This is a genomic window from Butyrivibrio sp. VCB2006, assembly GCF_000420945.1.
Lineage (GTDB): Bacteria > Bacillota > Clostridia > Lachnospirales > Lachnospiraceae > Butyrivibrio.
The window spans coordinates 54,215-77,175 of sequence record NZ_ATVX01000017.1 but is presented as its reverse complement, the minus strand read 5'-3'; the positions used below and the strand labels follow the sequence as shown (position 1 = coordinate 77,175).

Sequence of the window (22,961 nt, the reverse complement as noted above, 5' to 3'; positions counted from 1 at the left end):
GATTAAAGAATATGACAACCATTTCTGGTTGTCAATACGCTTTATCGATAAATATATACATTTTGTTAACATATAATGATTAATGCCAGTAAAAGGTATGCAAATTGCACAAATCTTAAACGTTTAACCTGATTATTAGGATAGTTCTGCAACAGATTCTCTTTCAACAAGAGTACAAGGAACCTTGATTTCCTCAGGTATATCCTTATTTTCCATCTTATCAAACAAAAGCTCCATGGCCTGTTTGCCGATCTGTCCCAACTCAATCTGCATGGTAGAAAGTCCCGGAGTCATATAATCTGCTATTACTTCGTTATCAAAGCCAATGATAGAAATGTCCTTGGCAACTTCCTTGCCATGTTCAAAAAGATATTTATAAACACCACCGGCATTTCTGTCACTCATACAAAACACAGCTGTCACATCCTTGTCCAAAAGGCTCTGGGCAGCATTATAGCTAAGTTCCTTGCCCCATCCTGCATATACCACAAGCTCCGGATTATACAGGATTCCGGCCTCATAAAGAGCCTTCTGATAGCCGAGGATACGAAGCTTAGTGTGAATATTCTCCTGCTCACCGGCCATAACACCAATCTTGGTGTGTCCTTTTTCAATCAGATGTCTGACCGCTGTTCTTGCGGACTCTTCATCATCTATGACAACAGAAGGGACATCCTTTTCCTGAGAATAGGCGTATGCCAGGACTGAAGGAATGTCATAATCGCTGGGAAATCTATGGATCTTACGGGCATGACCGGCAACATATACTATGCCGTCAACTCTGATGGAAGCCATCTCCTGAACCGCCGGATCCATGATAGAGTAGTACATCTTGTCATTGTCAAACCACTGATCCTGCCATCTGGAGTATAGTCTTAGATTCTGAACGATGGTCCTATAGCCCCTCTCTTCGCAGGTTTCCATGATACCTTCAATGATCTCAGGGGTAGTAAACTGCGCAATATCCTCAGCAATAACGCCTATGGTCTGGGTCTTCTGACGCCTTAAGCCCTGCGCAACATAATTAAGCTTGTAACCTCGCTCTTTAACTACGCTAAGGACTCTCTCCCTGGTCTCTTCGCTGGCATTATTCTTGCCATTTAGGATATTGGAAACGGTAGCTGTTGACACTCCGCACTCTTTTGCTATCTCTTTTAAGGTTATCATTTTAAATCTCCCATGGTAATCTCTATATCGCGCAGTATTATCGCCTTGTTAATCGTTTTAATTATTTTATTATTTTTAACCGGGATTTGCAAGCCAAAAAGAAAAAGCAGGAGCTCTTCCAAAAGAGTCCTGCTTTTAATTATTTGATATGCACTATTATCTTGTTATTTTGAATTCATAGAACTCGCCGGGATTTAAAATCATTTCGCCAACAAGCTCGGAGCGCTCCGTAAAATCGTATCTCACTTTCTTTTTAGTTAGTTCAAGCTCTCTTTCTTCAGGCCATGGCTTGGGTGCAAAGAGCTGGAAAAGTTTGGCATTTTCATCCTTAATGTGAATTGTTGCGTGAATAGGATGAGCTTTGCCTGTAACATGTGCATATAAGATAAACGTATCATTATCATAGTGGAAAATCGATACATTATTGCCCGATACATATATTCCGCCATAGTTAAACTCTTCTTTGATGGCATCCATCGCCCATTCGGGAATTCTAGCCAAATCTGAAGGATTCTCCGGAACATTTATAAGATACATCTGTCCCTTTCCATAGGTATCTTTGAGGAAAAGAGTCGAATGGTATTCCCCACATCCTCCATTAAGAAGTGACCAGGACATGTTGTTGGAGTGCTGAATATCTGCAAAAGCAACCGGCTCAATATTCTCTATATATCCTGCCGGGTCGTAGGTTTTATAATATCTGGTAACTGACAATTTTCTTCCGGTTAGATAAGCACTGCTCAAATCCTTCCACTCTTTTTCCGGAGCCTTTGCCATAAATCCTGGAGTTACAAATACTTTTCCACCGTTAACCAGAAGGTTCTTAATCTTACTCATGATTTCCTTGTCGTAATGCGAACTCTCTGTTACAAGAACACTGCCACTTTCCGGGAAAAGAGGTGTCGGATTAAGAGCAAAGCCCTGCATTCCAAGGAAGTCCTCCACATGGTTCTCACCCTCAGAAGCATATGGAATATAAGCCGGAATTCCTGCGGATTTTCCGGTCTTGGAAAGCATATTGTCGATTCTTGTAAGCTGCAAGCCAAGAGGAGTAACCAACTTATTATCAATAAGATCCGTCCACTGGAAAAGAGTTATTTCTTCAGGCTTGGCAAAAGCAGAAAGATATCCCTGCTCAAGGTAATCGTCTATCGGCCAGCACTGGTATGTATCAAACCAGGTTCCATGATTTCTTCCGTTTGAAGCTGCATCCATCCATTTCACAAGACTGTAGCTAAGGTATGTAGGAAGATGCTGGTCCTGATATGCACTGGCTCTAGTCTCAGTGCCTGTGTAGACCATATCAAATATATCTTTCTCCACATCCGGTCTGTACCCGGTTGCGTGGTAAGATTCGCGCCAGTTAGGGAACTTTATGATCATTTTGACATTAGGATTAACCTTCTTGGCTGGTCCTACAACCAGATTTTCTGACACATCCTTCATAAGCTCTTTTCTGAACTCAACCCAGGTTCTGTCTCCCTTGGCCTTTATACAGTCTTCGCAGGTGCAGTTAGTAAAATAAAAGTCATCCAGAATAACCTCATCAAACTGCTCTGCGCAATATTCCGAAACCTTCTTTATGTACTCACGCATCTTGGGATTTGAATAGCAGAAAGTGCCGAAAATACGCTGCCTTTTGGAATCCTCCTGATCAATATCAGGCACTACAGTGGTAAAACCACCAGCCACTTCCACATTCTTACTCTTAAAGAAGTCTATGTAGTCCTTCATTTTGCCTTTATCAACCCAGTGCCCGTCTCTATAGGGCTCCAGATAGACTTTATCAAGGCCCACATACTTCTCCAGAAACTCGTACTGTTTTTTGACTGTCTCAACGTCCAGTCTTTCCAATATCTGCGCTACACAATAAACTGTCAGCTTGAAATTCTTAAAATGTGCCATATCCGGTCTCCTTTTAATGTTCTGCCCTTCTTACTCTATTAAAATATACATTCCTATGCGCCATTCTTGGACGTAACTGGCTATAAAGTGCATAACAGCGGCTCAACCTGGCAGTATATCCATTCTGCCTGCAATTACATTGTTGAAAATTCCACTGAAAATATAACTCAGGCCGAAGTGGCCGATCAGATAGGCCTTAGCTCTTTTCATCTGTCCATAACGAAAAAAAGTCAAGTATCGAAACCACATTCCGAAAACGTTTAAGAAAAATTTAAGATTATAATTATGGTTTTTTTATCTCAACAACAAATTTAGAACATATTCTTGTCGTAAACTAATCTGAAAGTGGTGAAGCATCACCCTCAGGAGGTAGTTACATGTACGAGAATACTGTTAATACCAACACACATTTACATAAAAAGAACCATAAAATAATTGATACGGTTAATTATAACGGCAAATATGTGGATGTTTCTGTCATAAGAAAAAGAGCCCTGTCTATAGCAGCAGCTCTTGCAGCTCTTGCATGTTTTGCAGTTCTGTTCTTATTCTGAGCATTAGGTTATAATCCCTACTCTCTTGCCATTTTAGATGCAACCTTATCCTTGTACATATTCTCATCAGCGCGCTTAAAAACATCGTTCATGCACTTATCAGATGCGCTGTCGTAAATTGCCACACCGATAGCAGTTGAATAGCGCCCCCAAGGCTCTTTGGACTCATCTTTTGAAGACAGCTCAAAAGCAGACTTCATCTGAGATATAAGCTCTTTTCTATTCTCATAATCCTTATTTTCCAAAAGAACTACAAACTCATCTCCACCTATTCTAAATACAGGAGAATGATCAAATATTAAACATATCTGGTGGCATGCGCCGAAAATATAGTCATTTCCGTGCTCATGACCATAATTATCGTTAATCTTCTTGAGGTTGTTAAGATCCGCCATGATAATTCCAAAGCGGGCCTTGCCATTTGCAATATCCTCATTCACCCTTTCCTGAACCTTATCGTACCAGGCTTTATTCTTGACATGAGTCAGTGCATCCTGATGGGCCACTACATCCATCTGAGTAACCTGATTTTTCATATCCTCAACCTTACCCTCGGCATCAAGGATATTTTTTACATATGTCTGCATATCTTCTGACATCTGATTAACAGCATCGGAAAGAGATTCTACTTCATTATGGGTATGAATATGGGGATCTTCAAACTTAAGAAGATCCGGATTAGACTGATCATGGCTTCTCTTGGCAAAAGATACCACGGCCTTCTCAAGTTTGCTGATAGGCTCCATAACATTTTGATTCATCCAGATAAGGAATAATGTAATAAACATTCCTCCTAAAAAAACAATAAGGACAATATTGATAATTGTATAGTTTCTGATGGCTCGCTGTACATCATCAACCTCAATATCTACGCAGAGCCCTGCAAAATGCTCACCTTTTGAATTAATCAAAGGCTGAAGCGCAGTATAATCATATCCCCAGGAACTAAAATTCTTGAAGTAAGAAATATCGTCCTTCTCCATCATATCCAGATAGAGCTGGGCATTTTCGATATCATATACGCCTTCCAGAATAAGCCCCAAATAATATCCATCAGGATCTGTTTCTCTTCCATAGGCAGTATCTGCCGATATGACGTTCATGATTACAGGTGATCCATTCTCGTATGCAGGGGCAATGATATAAAGATAATGAATGTCAAAATCTTCCATGATAGAGTCCATAAACGCAAAGAGCACTTTAAACTTCTCAGACTCAACCTTTGTTTCTACGCACTCTGAAAGATCCTCGATATCAATATGTGTATCAACATAGTTAATGATATCCAGCATTCGTTTATCGTAAGATTTGTATAAAGAATTGGTGTATGCTTTGTAAGAAACAACGCTCAAGACAACGCAAAGAAGGGTAATGAACACCAATGTAAATATGAAGATGCTTCTTTTCAAGGGCTTCTGGGATACTTCCAAAGGCTTTACTCCTATCAAATCTACAAAAACAAGTGTTTTAAGCAACTTCCCCAATTAGTTTTTAACATAATTTAATAGCAAAATATGTCTATATAATGATAACACATAATTTGATTTTTCTCTATCTTTCTCCTCTTCTCTTTCTTCTTCGCACCCTGTTAATATGTCTCTCAAAATCGCCACTCTTAAGCAGTTCTGCTATAACATATTGGTCGAATATTGGCACAGTGCAGGAATAGAACCCAAGCTTTTCTGTAAACTCCGGTACCATACTCTCAGGTAGTATCATGTAGCCAATTCGCATGGATGGGGCAATTGTTCTGGAAAAAGAGTTTAAATAAATAACGCTTGTTTCTTTATCCATTGAAAACAGAGGCTCTTCAGCTTTTCTTGAAACTGTAAGTTCTGAATCGTAGTTATCCTCTATAAGAACTCCATCTCTTTGCTTGGCCCACCTGATATATTCAAGTTTCTTGGAAATACTGGCTGTAACTCCGCTTGGATAGCTGTTAAAAGGAGTCACGTGCAGTATCTGAGCCTTTGTTTCAGCAAGTTCCTTGGAAGAAATACCCTCACCGGTCATGGTCAGTTTCTCGCAGGTAACGCCAAGGGCCTCATAAACATCCTGTATCTTCTTGTATGAAGGATTTTCTATAGCATAAACTCTCTTTGTTCCAAGAAGCTGAACGATCAAGCCGTAAAGGTACTCTGCACCAGATCCGATTATTATCTGATCCGGCTTAACCTGAATTCCCCTACTTCTTGCCAAATAAAGACATAGCTCGTTTCTAAGCTCTATGCAGCCCGGATTGGGTGATTTTACCAATATCTTTTCTCCATAATCCAACATCACTCTTCGCATGGTCTTAGTCAAAACCGAGAATGGGAAATCGCTGGTCCTTAGGGGCCCCGAAGGTTGCGCAATTGAAGATTCAGTTACTTTCGCCTTTTGGAGCTCTTTTCCTCCAAGAAAATCATCGCCTCTGTAGGTTACCACGACTCCGCTTCTTGGCCTGGTTTCAACATATCCCTCGTCGTTTAAAAGAGTAAGCGCATGCTCTACTGTGATGACGCTAAGGCCTGTTTCTGCTGCTATTACTCGCTTTGAAGGAAGTTTTGTCCCATACTCATATGCTCCCGCCACTATATCTTTTACCAAATGTCTGTATAGCTGAATATATGCAGGTTCTGAGGTGGTTTTATCAATGTTGTAATTCATCTGGATATACCTTTTTAATCATTTTCACAAAATTAATATGTTCAGATTTATGATAACCTTCTACAAATTGACTGTAAAGTGCTATAAATGAGTAATCTCTCTTATTTGCCACGAAAAAGAGGGAATGGTAGAATAGGAATAACATAAATGCAGTTATTAGCTACAATAACGAGGATAAATTATGAAAAGATTGAAAAAGCATGTTGTTATAGGAACTACAGCAGGCATTACCGGTTTGTTTCTTACTGCCTGTGCTGCTTATGGGCCAGCTCCGTCACCTGCAGTTATTCCGGATAATACAGAAGGAGCAAGTATGGAAATGAGTATAAATGACGAAAACGCTAAAAAGCCCACTGCAGATGATTCCGCCAGTGAGAGTAGTTCTGCTACTCCTATTTCCGCTGCTACAGAATCAGGAACAGCGGACGCAGCATCGGAAGCATCTGCCTCCGCAGCTTCTACAAACAAGGTTTCTTTTTCCGAAGTAGGGGAAGTCTCCGGAGAAGACGCAATTGGCGCCATGAATTCCGCATCTCTTGATACCAGCGAGTTGGAATTCTTTAATCCCAAGGATAATCCTATCCCTACAGTTTATGGACCACCTGTGGAAAGTAAGTAACAGAGGCGGAACATGAACGGAAGAAAGCTTAAACAATCCCATTTAGATATCCAATACAAAGTACACAAAGAGCTCTTTGAACAGCCGATCCTGCATCAGCTGTTCTTTGAATTTACCCTTAGATGCAATGAACATTGCTGGCATTGCGGCTCCAGTTGCGGAGACGTGAAGTCTTCAGAGCTTTCAGCAGACGAGTGGAAAAGAATTCTCGGCCAGATCAAAGAAGATTTCGCTGACCATTTACCTCAGATAAACGTTACCGGCGGAGAGCCACTTCTCTATCCCGGCTTTGAAGAGGTTATGAGCTATGCTCATCAGCTTGGTTTTCGCTGGGGCATGACCTCAAACGCAATTCTGATCACGCCGGAAATGGCGCAGATGCTGGCGCGCTGTGGCATGAATACTATATCTGTCAGCATCGATGGTCTGGAAAAGACCCATGACAGTTTAAGAGGCCTTCCCGGCGCCTACAAAAGAGCCATGGAGGGCATACAGAATCTCATTGACGTGGGCAGTTTTGAATCAATCATGGTCACAACCGTTGTAAACCACGAGACAATTCATGAACTGGATGCACTTTATGAGATTATGTGCGGTATAGATATTGATGCCTGGCGTATTCTCGGCGTTGAGCCCATCGGAAGAGCACTTGAATATCCGGACCGCGCCATGACTATAGAGGACCAGCGCACTCTTTTTGATTTTATCCGCAGCAAAAGAGCTGACAACATGCCTGTAAGCTATGGTTGCAGCCATTATTTGGGGCTCGATTACGAACGCGAAGTTCGAGACTGGTATTTTACCTGCATGGCAGGAACTACCGTAGCCAGCATTACCTGTAATGGTGATGTCACAGGTTGCCTTGATATAGCCAAAACACCGGCTACAATACAGGGGAATATCCATGACAGGAGATTCTCCGACATCTGGCGCAATGAATTTAAGGTTTTCAGACGGGATAAGGCTCAGGATAACGATAAATGCAGAGATTGTCAGGATCGCAAATACTGCATGGGCGGAGCCTGCCATACCTGGGATTTTGAGAATGGTCAGCAGAGAGTTTGCCTTTCTGAATTATGGAGATAATTATATATTTTAAATATGTTATATAACAGTTGACTCGGAGGTTCTCTAATGCTAATTGCACAGTATTTTATAGAATTTATCTTTTACAGCTTCCTTGGATGGGTATGGGAATCCATCTACTGCACTGCCAATGAGAAGAAATGGGCAGACAGAGGATTTTTATTCGGTCCCATATGCCCGATTTATGGCTCCTGCGTTGTAGTGACTTCCATAGTATTTAGTCTTTTCCCTGCCCTATCTGATCCAAGCTTCCCTATCTGGGGAATATTTATTATCTGTTATATAGGAAGTGCCGTGGCTGAGTTTGGTACTTCATGGGTTTTGGAAAAGAGATTCCATGCAAGATGGTGGGATTACAGTCACATGCCCCTTAACATTCAGGGCAGAATATGTGTCCCGGTCAGCATAGCTTTTGGAGTTGCAGGTGTACTTATCGTCAAATATCTGATTCCTTTTGTAACCGACGCCAGAGCATTGTTTAATCCTTATGTCACAGTATTCTTTGCTCTTGTACTTGCAATGATATTCGGTGCAGACTTCGCCCTTACGGAAGCCAGTCTTAACGCACTTCTCAAAAATGTCGAGGAAATGCATCAGGAGTTTAACGCAAGAGCTCAGGACAATTATGAAAAATTGGCCAGTAAAACTGAGGCTTTGGCCCAGCTGTATTCTACCAGACTGTCCTTTAACCAGAAGAGAATTCTTGGAAATATGAAAAAATATATTCCTGAAAAGAAACTATCTCTTGAGCTGGCAGAAAGTAAGCAAAAACTTATTGAGCATCTAAAAAGCAGACTGTAATTATTAGCAAAAAGCGCGGGTTTTCAACGAAAACCCGCGCTTTTAATATCGTTCGATATTTAATTGAATACCAGTTTATTCCATGTATCTGATGGAACAAGTCCTATGTAGGTCTTACCTCTGTTGATTGCAATTTCATTTCCGGCAGCATCAAAATAATGAGTCATGCCTGTTTCACTGGCCTTGGACCATGTGATTGGAACTGCCTTTCCGTTTGTCAGATAGTATCCGCTTCCTGAACCAACTACGTTATAGGTCATGTAACCATTTTTATCAAGCGAAGTAAAAGATGTATTCTGTAAGATTACATTCTTAAAAGTAAGGGGCTGTGCATCCTCTGCATCAAGATGCTGACTGCCATACTCGTAGTAATCATAGGTTCTGGTACCCTGATTGAACAACAGCTGGCTCTTATTGTGAACAAATATGTTGCTCAGATCTACAACATTTACAACTGCTTCGCTTACAAGATCAGTATCTGCAGCTGTGAAAACAAAATGAGAAGGTCTCTCAGGTCCATATGTATATGTAGTAGAAATCTTGCTCTTGGCAAATCTGTTTACCAGTTCCTGGCCAAATACATATTCAGTAAACTCTGTAGGCTTACCGTTCTTAACTCTTGTGAATCCGCCGCTGATATGGGCTGCATAAGGCTGTGCAAGATAACTCTTTATATAGAACGGCCCGCCATCATGGATCAGAACCGCATTATACTCATCAGCCAGCATAACATTTGTTGTACGCGTACTGCGGATGCTTCCTGTCTGCTGAAGATTCGCCCAATCCTTGTACAGACACATAAGCCTTGTAACACGGCCATTTGCAGTACTATTCATCATTTCATAAACAATATCTGCCTCTGCTGTACCATAGTGCGCAAGAGCTTTCTTTTCATTATCCACCATGATCGCTACCGGCCTCTGCGCCACAATAGCATCACTGATTTCCAATCCGGTAAGCTCAGATGTTCCGGCATAAACTGTAGTTGACAGCATCAATGCGCTAATCGCACCTGTAGCCAGTCCCAATACTTTTTTCAACCTCATAATAGACTCCCTTTCGTCAATAAATATATTAAATGATAACACAGTTAATACAATCTAGCCAATTACCTTCATGCCCATGGTAAAAGCAAATGGGTAGACAAATTTTCGTTCCGTTCCCGAGTCAAAAGAGACTGTGAATTTAGTTGGAATCTCGTCTTCATCATAATCTACATCAGTGATTGTTCCTTCACCGTATTTGGTTTGAACAACCCTTTCCCCGATAATAAGCTGTTTGGGAGCATTTGTCGTAGAAACCGGTTCAGCTGTCTTTTTCTTTAAAAGAGGTGTAACCGTAAGTTTTAGTGCCTGCTTTTGGGGCGTGGTCTGCTTCTTTTCCTTTCCCAGAAGCTCTTTTACGAAAACAGAGGATTTGTCGTCATACTTGAAAATAGTGAGCTTTTCTCTTGCCCTGGTCATTCCAACGTAAAAAACCCTTCTCTCTTCCTCAAAATCTCTGATATCCTGAGGGGAAGCCTTCTCTGTCTTTTTGACTACTTTACTGGGGAAAACTCCGTTGATGACGTCAATCAGTATTACAGAGTCATACTCAAGGCCTTTGCTGGAGTGGATCGTGGACAAAATCAGCTTGGAATTATAGTCTGTATCTTTTTCTGTCAGAATAGTCCTAAGTTCCTCCAGCCTGTCCAAAAAGCCTTCTATAGTGCTCTCTTTTTTTGCCAGCATTTTGAGGATAAAAATCTTGTTAGTATCTATATTATTGGTCTTAAGGTATTCTCCGTACCCCATATAGTTCTCGAGCCTGTTGATAGCTTTATAGGGCGTTTCTGAGGCCATATTCCTAAAGTGAGTCCGAAGTGACCTGCAATTTCCCAAAATCCTGCTGTTTAAGTCAATGTACTCTGCCGCATCCAGTATTCCGCAATGCCTTCCATCCGCCACATAGCACATAGACTCCGCGTCCGGCTTCTTGAGATAGGTCTGGAACTTGAAGTATATTTTCATAAATAGCTCGGGATCCGACGGCCTTAGGGCAAACATGAGCATATTGGTAACATCTACAACAACTCTGTGGGTGAAAAAAGCCATATCAGCGCTTTTTATCCTATAAGATAGCCCTTCCCTTTCCAGAATATCAATCAATGGCAAAATACTCTCATTATCCCTGTATAGCACTGCTGTCTGCGTATCCAAATCTTCAGCCACTTTAAAAAGATAGCTGTATTGCGCCTCACGGCTTGACATAGACACTATACGAATATCACTCTGGGGCTCTTTGGTCGCACACATATGCTTGGCATGGCGGCTCTTATTGCTCTGTATAAAAAGATCTGCCGCCTCCACTATTCTTGCATTAGACCTGTAGTTCTTGTCCATAACAAGCACTTTCGCCCCCGGATGCTCTTTTTCAAAATTAAGAAGCGCATCCGGATATGCCGCACGAAATCCGTAAATACTCTGATCCTCATCTCCCACCATGAAAAGATTGCCCTTTTCTCCGGATAACAGAGAGATGATCATATGCTGTATCTTGGAGGTATCCTGAGCTTCGTCCACGCATATGTATCTATACTCATTTTGATAGTACGCCAGCAGCTCTTTTGACCCTTTAAGCATTCTGTAGGCATATATCATCTGATCATCGTAGTCCATAAGGCTGCGGCTTTTCAGCTCGTTATTATATTTTTCGTAGATCCTGTAAAGGTCTATCCCCTGATCTTTTCCGACACCCTTTATCTCTGTTTCTGTGAGGCACATATTCTTGCAGTAAGTGATAAGCGTGCGCACGCCCTTGATATCACTTTCTGTCGGATACTCTCCCACCACTTTCAAATATATATCTGTCAGGATTTTACCCGTTACTTTCTCATCTGTAACCAGTTCAAAAGATGTCTTTCCTATGAGCCTTCCATAATGCGCTATTATCTTGGCACAAATGCCGTTTATGGTCCTAAATTCAAGCCTTGAAGCCTCTTTATCACCAAATATCTTTCTAAATCGCTGCTCCATATCTTTAGTGGCTGCGACAGTATAGGTAAGTGTAAGTATATGCTCCGGTTCTATCCCCATGTTGTAGATCATGTAGCCCAGCCTGTTCACCAGAACCGTCGTTTTACCGCTTCCCGGAACCGCTAATAATAAAACCGGCCCCTCCACAGTCTTTACCGCCTCCTGCTGCTGATCGCTTAAAGCGGACCAGGGAGACGTGGTCAGTAGTTCATTCTTCATTTCCATATTGCCTTTCATTTCATTGCTATATCATATCATTCCGGGTCTTAAAAATGAACTTAGATCTATTTCCCCGGTTATAGATTTTTTACAATTTACTTGTTGACAACGATTTAATTGTGTGCAATCATTATTTCAACAAAGGTCAACTCACACAACTTAATACATAGGAGGTTTACTAATATGGAATATAAATTTACTGAAGAGAATTTTGAAAAAGAAGTAATTAACAGCGAAGTACCTGTTCTGGTAGATTTTTATGCAGACTGGTGCGGTCCGTGTAAGATGATGATGCCTGTAGTCGAGAAATTAGCAGAGACTTATGACGGAAAAGTTAAGGTCGGCAAGGTAAATTCCGATGAAAATAGCGCACTTGCTGCCAAATACAATATCATGTCAATCCCAAGTTTTCTTATAATAAAGAACGGAGAAGTCGTAGACAGTGCCATGGGCGCGATGCCAATGGACACACTTGCCAAAAAGCTTGATGCAGTACTTTAATATGTAAGATGAGAGCCCTGCCGCTAAGAATCACAGCGGCAGGTTTTTTTTGGTATAATGTGGAAAGTGCAAATAATACCAGGGAGGTATACAAGAACATGGATTATATCAGATCTCTTCGTCAAACCATGGGACACGACCTCATTATGACTGTAGGTTGTGGAGTCCTGATAGAAAACGATAGGGGACAACTTCTTTTGCAAAAAAGAAGTGATACCGGAGAATGGTGCGTTCCCGGAGGAGCATTAGAGCCGGGTGAAACTTACATTGAGGCAGCCACCAGAGAACTTCATGAGGAAGTTGGTATTACGGTAAAAGACCTTGAGCTCTTCGGACTGTATTCCGGCGATGACAGAGAAATCCATTATCCCAATGGGGACGTGGTATACTCTCTTTCAGTTATTTTTATTACAAAAAGCTATGAAGGTCAGATTTCCGACAGTGATAGCGAAGTATTAGAGCATCGTTTTTTTGACAGAAAAGAGATCCCAGATCAACTATTTTGCCCGGACGCAAGGCCTATTATAGACTGGAAGAATGGGATTTATAACGTCACAGTGGATTAAAATTATCAAATTTTCATATGTATTTTATCCTTATTTTAGAATATATGGTATATAATATCCTCATGAACTACTAGATGTTGTGTTTCGTTTCAAGGGGACAAAGGAGGATGAAACAATGCAACAGACATATACCAGAGAAATAAGCATTGAAAGAGGTCCTAAGACCATCGATGCGGTAATGTTAGGGGGTAGATACATTGATTCACAATCATTTCAGATCATGATAAAGAGCTTTGTATCCGCAAGCGTCCTTTTAGGCGCAGGTATTATATCCGCTATTCTAATATTAATGTGACGACATTCTCCCTATGAATACATCACCTCCAAGAAACTACCGGTGTGCAGCCCCTATATGCACACCGGTAGTTCTGTTTTTATAAAAAGAAATTTTTCCATTTTCTTCAGTGCCAAAACTCCCCAATCCCACTCTGGTTCTGGGCGAATTTTGTTTCAAAAAATGAGTGGAATAATGAATTTTTGTTTTTTCAATTTTGGTATTTACAAACGTTTTTTTATCTGATATATTACCCATCGTCGTTTATAAAGTTTTTATAAAAAATGGAGAAACAAATCATGAAAAACAATAAAATTATTCTTGTCGCTGTAGTTGCATGCGCTATGCTTAGCGGTTGTGGAAATACATATGTAGAGTCAACTATTTCAGATAGTGCTGAAAGAAATATCGTTGTTGACTTTACAGCAGATACTGAAGTAACACCAGAGCTTATCTCTCAGGTTGAGGCTGCCACAGGAAGCACATATTCATCTCATCCATATGAGAACTGCTATAGATTCGAAGCTAATGAGGCTTCATACGAAGCAATCGAGGCAGCTTGCGAAGGTATCAGCACACTTGAGTGCGTTGCAGACGCTCACACTGAGTACCACAAATAATTATTACAAGAGCTTTTATCATTTCTAAATATATATACCCCTTTATCTGATAATTCAGATAAAGGGGTATTATTTTGCAACTATTTGGAAAACATGCACTATTAATTGACACCAAAGCCCTATTCCATTAGACTAAATGTATATATTTAAGATTTTTTTAATAATTTGTGAGGTTGGGATAAAGTGAAAGATTTAAAACATCTGATCTTCTTTGAGAATCTTCTCTTAGAAGCCAATAATGAGCTGATTCAGCAGGCCCAGGCAGATTCCAAGGTATGCGTTGCATATACCTGTGAGAATACTCCCGAGCCGCTTCTTAATCTTGAGGGCTGTTTTTCTGCGAGACTTCGTGCTCCCAGAACAGGTTCCCTTGATATTTCCACATATTACATGACAAGCTTTTTATGTGAATACTCCAGAGCTCTTTTGGAGCGTGCTATCGAAGGTGGTTTCAACTTTGCGGACTGTATTATAACTCCGGATGGTTGTTCCATGATGAACCGCTGCGTTGAGAATATGGAGCTTCTCAAGACCCTCGGTAAGGGCAAAGATAAGTTCTTTTTCCAATATATGGAGATTCCTATGAAGGCCGACGAGAATGGTCTTAATCTCTATGTTCTCCAGTGCAAGAACCATATTTTGCAGCCGCTTCATGATAACTACGGCATTGATATTTCTGATGCAGCCATCAGAAAGGCTGTTAAAGAGCATAATCACATCTGCGAGCTTGTACGCGCCATCGGCGATTACAGGAAAGAGCTCAATCCGAGAATTACCGGTTACGAATTCGCAGTAATTACTTTAGCAACCTACGTCGCTCCTAAATATCTTTTAGTGGATAAATTGGAAGAAACACTTGAGGAACTCAAGACTCGTGAACCTGATGAAAAGAGCAAATTCAGGGCAAGAGTACTTGTTGCCGGCTCAGAAGTTGACGACACAGATTTTATCAAGCTTATTGAGGACAGCGGAGCTTATGTATGTGCTGACCGCTTCTGCTATGGTTCTCTTCCGGGCAGAAATCCTATCATTCTTAATGATGAGGAGGATGCTCTTACACAGATCTGTCACGCGTACATGAATAAGGGTGAGTGCCCTAGATTTATGAATACCGACAAGATGGACCACAGAAGGGTTTATATTGATGAACTTGCCCGCGAATACAAGGCTGACGGTATCATCTATCAGCAGATGAAATTCTGCGATCCATGGGCTTATGAGAAAATGATGGGTTCAAATATCCTCAGACAAAAGTATGGTTACCCTGTTCTCGCAGTTGACAGACCTTATTCCATCGGTGTTTCAGGTCAGATGACAACCAGAGTACAGGCCTTTGTTGAGAGTATTGAGATCAAGAAGATTCAGAGAGGTGAAGCAAATGGCTAAGCAGGTAGGCGCCGATAGATTTGGCGATTTTTATAAAGAAGGCTCAAAGGTCCGCAAACGTCGTGAATGGCGTGGCCTTCGCGATACAATGTATGATTATTCCAGATGGTTATGGATCATGATGACCCTTGGCAAATTCGTTGCAAAGCCACGTAACGTCAAGGCTATGTTCCGCTACCGCTGGATGGCCAATTATCTTGCTGTTCCTATGATGGTTGACAGACACACTCAGGGCCTTAGAGGTGAATACCTTCGTATCTGCCATACTGAACAGGATCTGGTTATCAAGGACGTTGCTAACCTTCTGGATTCTCTTTTCAGAGGCGACAGACGTATTGGTAATGATAAAAAGTTTTCAGATCAGGTCGTTCTTGTAGATGAAAACGAGATGACTGCTGTTATGATGGGCTTCCCTAACCTCAAAGTCTTGAGCCGAGAGACACCATCTACTTACGTTTCAGTTCTTTTGAACCAGCGCGCAGCATGTCACTATATAGACGTAGCTCAGCAGTTCGGCCTTGCCGGTGATGTATGTCCTATGCCGGAGGCCGAAGCCGGAGTTTCTATCGATGATGATGCTCCAATCCTTGGTGCTTGCGCTATCCAGTGTAACACCACCTGTGACGGTTCACTTCTTGGTAACGGCGTTATTTCTCAGCGTCTTGAGCACGAGAATGGTATTCCTGTATTCCAGCTTGCCGCTCCACTTCGTCACAGAGAGGATGACGTTCAGGAATACGCAGCACAGGAAATCCGCAATGCTATCGCCTTTGTTGAAAAGCACACAGGCCACAAGTGGGATTGGGATGCATACTATGAATGCGCAAAGCGTGTAAACTACGCTACCAAGTGCCGTCTTGAGTGGCTTGAGATGAACCGTACACCATATCCTCAAGTATTTGGCTCAAACCTTGCTCTTTATACCGAGACTAACTATATGGCTATCTGCGGCAGAATTGCGGCTTTTGAGAAAGCTGATGCCAAGATAACCAAGCTTGCAAGACAAGCCTATGAAAAGAAAAAGATGATGGCCAAGGAATATCGTCATCGTGCCATTGTATGGGGTGTACAGTCACACTTCTACATGGACTTCCTTTTATGGCTGCTTAACTGCTGGGGAATCGTTCCTCTTACAGACATGCTTTCAATGGTATCAACCAAGGAACTTGTAACAGAGGATACTCCTGAGAACAGAGAGCAGGCAATATACGATATGGCATGGCTTACCGAGAATATGATCATGAGGAACCGTACTCACGGCGGCTACAAAGTTCTTTTGGATGAGCTTTGGGAGTTCGTTGAGATGTTCAACGCCGACATGGTTATTCTTTGGGAGCACATGAGTTGTAAGGCGCTTGATGGAATGCACGGATTATTCGAAGAAAAAGCCCGCGAAAAGGGTATCCCACTTGTTTGGGTATCTCACGATCTGTTTGATCCACGTATCATTTCTCGTCAGGGCGTTCGCGATCAGATCAATTCCTTCATGCGTACTGTAATGCAGGAGGAGCCTATTGATCCATCCCTTGAGGTACTTCCTGACGATATGTCATGGTAATTCTGCGAATCGGAATTATTGAAAAGAAACTGATCACCGGGGAAATATATGGATAAGGAGATATAAAATGGCTACATTTTTACTGGTTTTGAAAATAATAGCAATTGTTATTGTTGTATTCTTTGTGCTGACCTTCACTGTTTACATCTTCAATCTGGACATGAAGCTCACAGCAGCAATTGAACCAATTTTGCTCAAACATTACGACAAAATTGATAGAGATCAACACCTTTAATACTAATGCTAAGGGTCCTGATTACAGGGCCCTTTTTTATTGTCTTTTCATCTGGTCATATAAATTATTCGCAATCTGATATTTTCAATAATACCAGCATAGGAATATAGTATGTTCAATTGATTGAAATCGGAAACATACTACACGGAGGAGACTTCTATGAAAAAGAATCAGCTCATTAAACTCACCTACGCAGGTCTTATGGCTGCGCTTTGCTACGTTGGATATGCTATTTTTCCAGCAATCAGTGCTTCAGGCACTAAAGTTCATGTAGGAAATGCTTTTGTTGTTCTTGGCGCTCTTTTACTTGGAGGCCCTTATGGCGGACTTGCCGGAGCAATAGGTCTTTCCCTTGCAGACATCCTCGGCGGATATGCTGCATCAGCTCCCAGAACATTTATATGCAAGCTTGTAATAGGCCTTGTAGTTGGTCTTGTGGCTCATAAGATTTTCCACATCACAGATAATCACGACAGATCCTACATCGTATCAAGATCAGCAATAGCTGCTGTAGCAGGTCTTGCTTTTAACTGTATTTTTGAACCAGCTCTCAAGTATGTTTGGTTCACTATCCTTACTCCAAATGCAGAAAAGGCTGCGTCAGCTATAAGCGCTCTTTTAGCGATTACAACCTACGCAACCATTGTCAATGCAGTAATCAATTCAGTTATTGCCATTGTTCTGTACAATGCATTAAGACCGGCTCTCAGTAAAGCAAACATTCTTCCTTTTACCAATAACGATAGTCTTAAACAGGCTGGTTGATAAATCATTTATGTAATAAGTAAATAGGCTTCGCTCAGATCATTAATCTGGGCGAAGCCTAAATTTTTACTTGAGTAATTGTCCTTTTTTAATGATGTATTTAAGGTTTAAGTCCTTGTCTATCAGAAGAATATTCGCATATTTACCTGCATCAAGACTTCCATAGTCGCCATCTATACCGATGGCTCTTGCAGGGTTTTCTGATGCAGCACGAACTGCCTTTTCAAGAGGAATTCCCATAACTTTTACTGCACATGCCATACAATCAAAAAGATTCGTAGCAGAGCCCGCAATTGTATCAGGATTGTCTTTTAATACAGCTCTTTTCCCATGTACTGTAACGGCTTGTCCTCCCAGCTGATATTCGCCGTCAGGAAGACCTGTTGCCTCCATGCTATCGGAGATGATGCATACCTTACCCTCATCAAACATTTCAAAGGCAGTCCGGACCATTGCAGGATGCACATGAATACCATCTGTTATTATTTCTACCTCAGCGTGGGCCTCTTTTGCAGCAATTATCGGTCCCGGATTTCTATGGTTTATTCCCGGCATTGCATTAAAAAGATGTGTCACATGCCTTGCACCGATTTCAAAAGCCTCTTTTGCCACGTCGTAATCAGCGTTTGTATGAGCAATGGAGATATTGATTTCTTTTGCCAGCTCTTTAATGAATTCCTGACTTCCTTCAAGTTCAGGCGCCATATCCACAAGTTTTATAAGCCCACCGCTCTCCTTTTGGAGTCTTCTAAACATCTCAGCATCAGGCAAATGCAAAAACTTTGGGTTCTGAGCACCAATCTTGTCAGGACTAATGAATGGGCCTTCCATGTTGATGCCAACCAGATCTGCTTCCAGCGTATTGTTATCCGCAAAATCCCTGGCATTTTTCATAATTCCGGAGAGTTTCTCCTCTCCGTAAGTCATTGTGGCAGGGCATATGGCCAGAACCCCGTGCTCTGCTTCGTATCGTGCTATAGTTCTAAGTCCCTCTGCATCAGCCTCGCAAAAGTCCTGTCCCATGGCACCATGGAAATGTATGTCTACGAGCCCTGGAATTGCGTATAAATCGGGGGCAGCGATCACAATATCATCATCCCCATTTTCGCCTGAATTTGGCCCTTTCTGTACATTATAATCTGCCTCTGAGCATATTCTTTCTCCGATTACATATAATTCACGCGCTTCAAATTTATGCGTCTTTGTGAATACCTTGGCTTCGGTTATCTTCATTTGTTTTTCCCTCTTTGGGCTGTTCTTCTATTGGGTTATTTTCTTGCTTTTTGAGCTTCTTGTCTTTGTCAAATTCACGGACCCTGGATTTAGATTCTATGGCCTTTTTTATTGCCCTACATATTATGCCAATTGGCTTAAAGACCAACATAACTAAGTTGATAAGAATCCCCAACAATAATTTAATTATAAACCAGCATACCGCTACGGTCTTCACTATTGCAGCTTTGATAATATCAACTACACTTGGAAACTCTGTCTTACAGTAAGCATTAACTCTTTTTACTTCCTTATCACTTAATTTTTCATAGTTTCCTTTCTCTAAAAGGCTATCAACATCATCCCCGATATATTTATTATCTTTCTGTATCCTTTCAGTTATTTTGGCTATATCCGCAATCTGGTCACGAACTGATTTACTAATTATCTTAATATCTCTAAAATCATATTCATCCCAATTAACAAATATGAAGTCCTTGCTATTATCAAAGAAGGGCTGATCCGTACATATATACTTTCCATCTTCTTTAAAGTGTAAATATCTCTTCTTGCCTGTGCCAGAAAAATCCAAATAAGCTAATGCTACACTTTCCTCCCTGCTATCAATGCTAATACATGAATAGTATAGACATATTTCACCTATTACCAATACTGCTAAAGCCGCTCCGCCTCTCCAGGCTATATCTAACGGCTGAAAGGCTGCTTTAGTTGTGTTTATAATATAATCATTTACCATCTCTGATATAGCAAAATATACTATCAGCCCAAAGGTAATTCCAAAAGAATACGCAAAAAACTTACCTCTTCTTTTGACTTTTCGATAAATCCCAAGCCTCGGCGCTTTTCTTATACTGGTTCCAAGCCAGACTAAGAATGTTAATATAAACACAACAAAAGAAATAATCGTCGCCCACGATATTATCCCTGTAAAAGTATCTCTTTTATTGTGGAAAGTAACCTCATAATACAATAATATAGCTACCACAAATATCGAAAAGAAAAAGAAAATAAAAAGATTCTTATTATGTTCCGCATAAATCTGCTTTTTCCGCTCACCATATGTTTTGATGAAATAAACAGATTCAGGAACATCTTCTTTGGGCTTTTTAATTCGTTTAAATGCAAATCCCAAAATCGATAAAACCGCAGTAACTAATGTAACAATTGTCGCAATATCATTTAAATTTTTCATTCCCCACACCCCTATTTTGATAAATACTTGCTGATATAACCACTAATATATAGCTTTTTCTCATAATTGTATATATTTTTTGCATTTTCGTAACAATATAGTCAAAAACCCCGGACATGTCACTTAGCATGACACATCCGGGGCTAATAATTCACCCTTAAACTATTATATTTGGTTAACCAACATTACCATTCTGAGGGCCGTTAAAACCTGTATTCTGCATTGTCGGAGCATTTGAATTACTGCTCTCAGGTCCATTTTCCTGAGACTCTTTCTTTTCATAGTGGTTATAAATTGCACTAATGCCGAAGCACAGGATACCACTGATCAGGAAGCTGATCGCATGACCAAGAGTGTTCTCATAAGTAGTATCAATCATAATGAACTTAACAACACAGATCATTGAAAGGATAAGGCCGTAAATACGAAGCTCCTTGGCCCCAAACCTTTTGCTGAAACCAATGATAATGCAAACAATTGCGTAAGCAAGAACACATACGCTGGCGATATAGCCCTTTGCGCTGTAACTATAAAGCGCAACTAAAAGGATAATACCGTACTTTATTCCGGCATACAGCTTCTCATCTCCGTTGCCTTCAATGTGGTGCTTAAGGTTAACACTTGCAAGTGAAACTGTATAAACAAGGCTGATAGCTATTGCTGCCGCACCGTCACTTATAGCCATATCAAACAGTCCTACAAGCATTCCGATAATGTTAATAACATTAAGCAGTTTCCAGTAATCCTTATGGCTTTCACCCTGGGAATCTCTGTCCAGACCTGCAAAAATCATGGCTGCATTGACAAGTCCTGCAGGTATTGTCATAAAGAGTCTTGTCCATTCCTTGTCGAACTCAAAGTTGTTGCAGAGAGTGTACATCAGCATCATCAGTGTAATAAGAGCAAATACATAGTAAGTAAACTTGATTTCCATTGCCTTGTTTGCAATAAAGGCTTCAATCACAAATACAAGTACTGCATAAGCAAATGCCATTACACAGAACATAAGCGCTGCGCCGCTGAACAGTTCAACAAATACCATGGTTGCTGCAAGAATAAACGCCTGCCACTTGTAGAACTTGTCGCCTGTCTTAATACCCCAAAGAGCAAGAGGTGCAAGGAATACAAACAATACTCCTGTATCGAAAAACTCTGTTACAGTTGTATACGCAACTACAGAGACAATCATCAGCCATGCAGTGATCCAGATAAGGCTAAATAATGAATACTTGTTCTCAGGATTCTTTTTATCGATCAAAAGTGTTGCAACTTCAGCAAGAACACCGATAGCAAAAAGTCCGATTACTCTGACCATATCCGGTGCATCAAATCCGCTGAGAAGACCAAGATATGTGATGCAAAGTGTAACTGCGCTTGCAACTGCAAAGTATGGATTAGAAGAATTCTCTTTAAATAGATCTCCAAATGTAAAGTAAACAAATATAGCAAGGGCAAGGATTGTCATGATAACAAATGCTATTGTATATGACACACCGCCATCAAACGCAAATCTGAGCACGGCTGAATACTGAGCTATAATTGCCAGGTTAACACCGCACTGAATCTTGCGCTGCAAACTGTTCTTCCAGAAAATGTACTGGTGAGCCCCACCCATAACGATCAAATATGCTAAAAGAGGTAAGATAAGGCTCTCATCCTTCATAGCGAAGGCAAACAACGCAGAAATAACAAATCCTGCATTACTGATAACCTGGAACAGCCAATTCTCCTTACGTGCCAGGAAAAGAACTGCCAATCCCCACAGAAGCATAAGCACATACATTCCAATATCGCCGATAGCTTCGAAAGAAATTCTGGTTACCAAAATGGATATATAACAACACCCTATTCCACAGGCAAGTAACGATGTAAAGAAAGTATTCTCGGGTTTCTTCTTGTGCTGATAATAAGCAAAAGCAGAAATACCGATACTTGCTGTAAACATCATTGTAATCTTAATGCCATCCCCAAGATATGGAATAATAAGGCTTGCAAAAAGAATAAGTGCTACAAAGATCAAAACGCTTGCCAGAATACTCATGAGATGCTTACCAATCCATGATTCTGCACTCTCAACTGACTTCTTATTCTGTGTTCCACCATATTGCACACCCGGCTGAACATAAACCGGTCTGTTAACTACATTCTGCTGATTAGGCTGCGCCTGTTGAACAGTTCTGTATACCGGCTGCTGAACTGCCTGAAACTGTGGTGTTTGTACCGGATTCTGCACTGCCTGATATAAAGGTGTCTGCTGAGCCGGCTGAATCTGCGGCTGAACAGGCTGTACCGGTGTCTGTGGCACTGACTGAGACTGAGGCTGTGGCTGCTGCAATTGCTGTGACTGCTGCGCCTGCTGAAGTCTCTGGGCCATAGCGGCCTGCTGTGCCATGAGATTAGACTGATTCTGCTTGATAAGCCCCACTGTATCTTTACACTTATCAAGTCCATGCTGAATACGATCTACCTGAAACTGAATCGTAGCCAGTTCCTTCTCCAACTCTTCTATCTGTCCCATACACTAAATCTCCTCTAAAACTTTTTTCATGAACAGCAATAGTTATTATATACCAATAAACAATAAAAATCTAAATAATGTGGCACTAAAATGCGCAAA

At 41.1% G+C, this 22,961-nt stretch carries 21 protein-coding genes; 12 read left to right on the top strand and 9 right to left on the bottom strand.

The annotated features are described in order from the left end of the window. Positions 1–135: 135 nt before the first annotated feature. Together G613_RS0114525 and G613_RS0114515 are read right to left on the bottom strand one after the other, a co-directional pair. Entirely contained in the window at positions 136–1,167 is a 1,032-nt protein-coding gene (locus G613_RS0114525) for a LacI family DNA-binding transcriptional regulator (protein ID WP_029233306.1), read from the bottom strand. Positions 1,168–1,323: 156 nt separating this feature from the next. After that, positions 1,324–3,072 (bottom strand): hypothetical protein, encoded by a 1,749-nt coding sequence (locus G613_RS0114515; RefSeq protein ID WP_029233305.1) that lies wholly within the window; start codon positions 3,070–3,072, stop codon positions 1,324–1,326. A gap of 377 nt (positions 3,073–3,449) precedes the next feature. Between G613_RS0114515 and G613_RS19595 the strand changes: the two genes are divergently transcribed. After that, the gene (locus G613_RS19595) at positions 3,450–3,626 is read left to right on the top strand and encodes a DUF4060 family protein (protein ID WP_155828101.1); all 177 of its coding nucleotides are present in this window, start codon (positions 3,450–3,452) and stop codon (positions 3,624–3,626) included. A gap of 17 nt (positions 3,627–3,643) precedes the next feature. Here G613_RS19595 and G613_RS0114500 read toward each other — a convergent pair whose 3' ends face one another. Together G613_RS0114500 and pdxR are read right to left on the bottom strand one after the other, a co-directional pair. Then, positions 3,644–5,056, bottom strand: coding sequence for a GGDEF domain-containing protein (locus tag G613_RS0114500; protein ID WP_029674979.1), 1,413 nt, complete (start codon positions 5,054–5,056; stop codon positions 3,644–3,646). Between the two features lie 121 nt (positions 5,057–5,177). Beyond that, positions 5,178–6,275: a MocR-like pyridoxine biosynthesis transcription factor PdxR gene (pdxR, locus tag G613_RS0114495; RefSeq protein ID WP_029233303.1), complete on the bottom strand. Its 1,098-nt coding sequence runs from the start codon at positions 6,273–6,275 to the stop codon at positions 5,178–5,180. Between the two features lie 181 nt (positions 6,276–6,456). Between pdxR and G613_RS0114490 the strand changes: the two genes are divergently transcribed. From G613_RS0114490 to G613_RS0114480, 3 genes are read left to right on the top strand one after another with little or no spacing between them, the layout of a single operon-like run. Then, entirely contained in the window at positions 6,457–6,894 is a 438-nt protein-coding gene (locus tag G613_RS0114490; RefSeq protein WP_029233302.1) for a hypothetical protein, read from the top strand. 12 nt (positions 6,895–6,906) lie between these two features. Then, complete coding sequence (locus tag G613_RS0114485; RefSeq protein WP_029233301.1) at positions 6,907–7,980, top strand: radical SAM/SPASM domain-containing protein; 1,074 nt, start codon at positions 6,907–6,909, stop codon at positions 7,978–7,980. 48 nt (positions 7,981–8,028) lie between these two features. Further along, the gene (locus G613_RS0114480) at positions 8,029–8,781 is read left to right on the top strand and encodes a putative ABC transporter permease (RefSeq protein WP_029233300.1); all 753 of its coding nucleotides are present in this window, start codon (positions 8,029–8,031) and stop codon (positions 8,779–8,781) included. Positions 8,782–8,840: 59 nt separating this feature from the next. On the opposite strand, the gene G613_RS0114475 is transcribed toward G613_RS0114480, so the two are convergent. After that, positions 8,841–9,827: a DUF3048 domain-containing protein gene (locus G613_RS0114475; protein ID WP_029233299.1), complete on the bottom strand. Its 987-nt coding sequence runs from the start codon at positions 9,825–9,827 to the stop codon at positions 8,841–8,843. Between the two features lie 54 nt (positions 9,828–9,881). Beyond that, positions 9,882–12,020, bottom strand: coding sequence for an ATP-dependent helicase (locus G613_RS0114470; protein ID WP_029233298.1), 2,139 nt, complete (start codon positions 12,018–12,020; stop codon positions 9,882–9,884). A gap of 177 nt (positions 12,021–12,197) precedes the next feature. On the opposite strand from G613_RS0114470, the gene trxA reads away from it, so the two are divergent. The 8 genes from trxA (at position 12,198) to G613_RS0114430 (ending at position 17,919) form a co-directional block, all read left to right on the top strand. Then, positions 12,198–12,515, top strand: a complete 318-nt coding sequence (gene trxA, locus G613_RS0114465) for a thioredoxin (RefSeq protein WP_029233297.1) — start codon at positions 12,198–12,200, stop codon at positions 12,513–12,515. Positions 12,516–12,613: 98 nt separating this feature from the next. Next, entirely contained in the window at positions 12,614–13,081 is a 468-nt protein-coding gene (locus G613_RS0114460; RefSeq protein WP_029233296.1) for an NUDIX hydrolase, read from the top strand. Positions 13,082–13,196: 115 nt separating this feature from the next. Next, complete coding sequence (locus G613_RS0114455) at positions 13,197–13,376, top strand: hypothetical protein (protein ID WP_029233295.1); 180 nt, start codon at positions 13,197–13,199, stop codon at positions 13,374–13,376. 278 nt (positions 13,377–13,654) lie between these two features. Next, a complete protein-coding gene (locus G613_RS0114450; protein WP_029233294.1) occupies positions 13,655–13,975 on the top strand; it encodes a hypothetical protein in 321 nt (106 codons plus the stop codon). Between the two features lie 183 nt (positions 13,976–14,158). After that, positions 14,159–15,361, top strand: a complete 1,203-nt coding sequence (locus tag G613_RS0114445) for a 2-hydroxyacyl-CoA dehydratase family protein (protein ID WP_029233293.1) — start codon at positions 14,159–14,161, stop codon at positions 15,359–15,361. Continuing rightward, positions 15,354–16,919 (top strand): 2-hydroxyacyl-CoA dehydratase family protein, encoded by a 1,566-nt coding sequence (locus G613_RS0114440; protein ID WP_029233292.1) that lies wholly within the window; start codon positions 15,354–15,356, stop codon positions 16,917–16,919. Before G613_RS0114445 ends, G613_RS0114440 begins: the two co-directional genes overlap by 8 nt. A 67-nt stretch (positions 16,920–16,986) precedes the next feature. Next, positions 16,987–17,154, top strand: coding sequence for a hypothetical protein (locus G613_RS19735; RefSeq protein WP_196805068.1), 168 nt, complete (start codon positions 16,987–16,989; stop codon positions 17,152–17,154). Positions 17,155–17,313: 159 nt separating this feature from the next. Further along, a complete protein-coding gene (locus G613_RS0114430) occupies positions 17,314–17,919 on the top strand; it encodes an ECF transporter S component (protein ID WP_029233291.1) in 606 nt (201 codons plus the stop codon). Between the two features lie 66 nt (positions 17,920–17,985). Here G613_RS0114430 and nagA read toward each other — a convergent pair whose 3' ends face one another. From nagA to G613_RS0114410, 3 genes are all read right to left on the bottom strand, one after another. Then, on the bottom strand, positions 17,986–19,152 hold the full coding sequence (gene nagA / locus G613_RS0114425) for an N-acetylglucosamine-6-phosphate deacetylase (protein WP_029233290.1): 1,167 nt from the start codon (positions 19,150–19,152) through the stop codon (positions 17,986–17,988). Continuing rightward, positions 19,112–20,344 (bottom strand): hypothetical protein, encoded by a 1,233-nt coding sequence (locus G613_RS0114420; RefSeq protein ID WP_029233289.1) that lies wholly within the window; start codon positions 20,342–20,344, stop codon positions 19,112–19,114. Before G613_RS0114420 ends, nagA begins: the two co-directional genes overlap by 41 nt. Positions 20,345–20,519: 175 nt before the next feature. Next, entirely contained in the window at positions 20,520–22,862 is a 2,343-nt protein-coding gene (locus tag G613_RS0114410; protein ID WP_029233288.1) for a DUF2339 domain-containing protein, read from the bottom strand. Positions 22,863–22,961 lie beyond the last annotated feature (99 nt).

Coding starts and splice junctions, on each gene's coding strand:
- G613_RS0114485 (WP_029233301.1), top strand. CDS start 6,907: ATGAACGGAAGAAAGCTTAAACAATCCCATTTAGATATCCAATACAAA.
- G613_RS0114455 (WP_029233295.1), top strand. CDS start 13,197: ATGCAACAGACATATACCAGAGAAATAAGCATTGAAAGAGGTCCTAAG.
- G613_RS19595 (WP_155828101.1), top strand. CDS start 3,450: ATGTACGAGAATACTGTTAATACCAACACACATTTACATAAAAAGAAC.
- G613_RS0114525 (WP_029233306.1), bottom strand. CDS start 1,167: ATGATAACCTTAAAAGAGATAGCAAAAGAGTGCGGAGTGTCAACAGCT.
- G613_RS0114515 (WP_029233305.1), bottom strand. CDS start 3,072: ATGGCACATTTTAAGAATTTCAAGCTGACAGTTTATTGTGTAGCGCAG.
- G613_RS0114490 (WP_029233302.1), top strand. CDS start 6,457: ATGAAAAGATTGAAAAAGCATGTTGTTATAGGAACTACAGCAGGCATT.
- G613_RS0114420 (WP_029233289.1), bottom strand. CDS start 20,344: ATGAAAAATTTAAATGATATTGCGACAATTGTTACATTAGTTACTGCG.
- trxA (WP_029233297.1), top strand. CDS start 12,198: ATGGAATATAAATTTACTGAAGAGAATTTTGAAAAAGAAGTAATTAAC.
- G613_RS0114475 (WP_029233299.1), bottom strand. CDS start 9,827: ATGAGGTTGAAAAAAGTATTGGGACTGGCTACAGGTGCGATTAGCGCA.
- G613_RS0114440 (WP_029233292.1), top strand. CDS start 15,354: ATGGCTAAGCAGGTAGGCGCCGATAGATTTGGCGATTTTTATAAAGAA.
- G613_RS0114410 (WP_029233288.1), bottom strand. CDS start 22,862: ATGGGACAGATAGAAGAGTTGGAGAAGGAACTGGCTACGATTCAGTTT.
- G613_RS0114450 (WP_029233294.1), top strand. CDS start 13,655: ATGAAAAACAATAAAATTATTCTTGTCGCTGTAGTTGCATGCGCTATG.
- G613_RS19735 (WP_196805068.1), top strand. CDS start 16,987: ATGGCTACATTTTTACTGGTTTTGAAAATAATAGCAATTGTTATTGTT.
- G613_RS0114460 (WP_029233296.1), top strand. CDS start 12,614: ATGGATTATATCAGATCTCTTCGTCAAACCATGGGACACGACCTCATT.
- G613_RS0114470 (WP_029233298.1), bottom strand. CDS start 12,020: ATGGAAATGAAGAATGAACTACTGACCACGTCTCCCTGGTCCGCTTTA.
- pdxR (WP_029233303.1), bottom strand. CDS start 6,275: ATGAATTACAACATTGATAAAACCACCTCAGAACCTGCATATATTCAG.
- nagA (WP_029233290.1), bottom strand. CDS start 19,152: ATGAAGATAACCGAAGCCAAGGTATTCACAAAGACGCATAAATTTGAA.
- G613_RS0114480 (WP_029233300.1), top strand. CDS start 8,029: ATGCTAATTGCACAGTATTTTATAGAATTTATCTTTTACAGCTTCCTT.
- G613_RS0114430 (WP_029233291.1), top strand. CDS start 17,314: ATGAAAAAGAATCAGCTCATTAAACTCACCTACGCAGGTCTTATGGCT.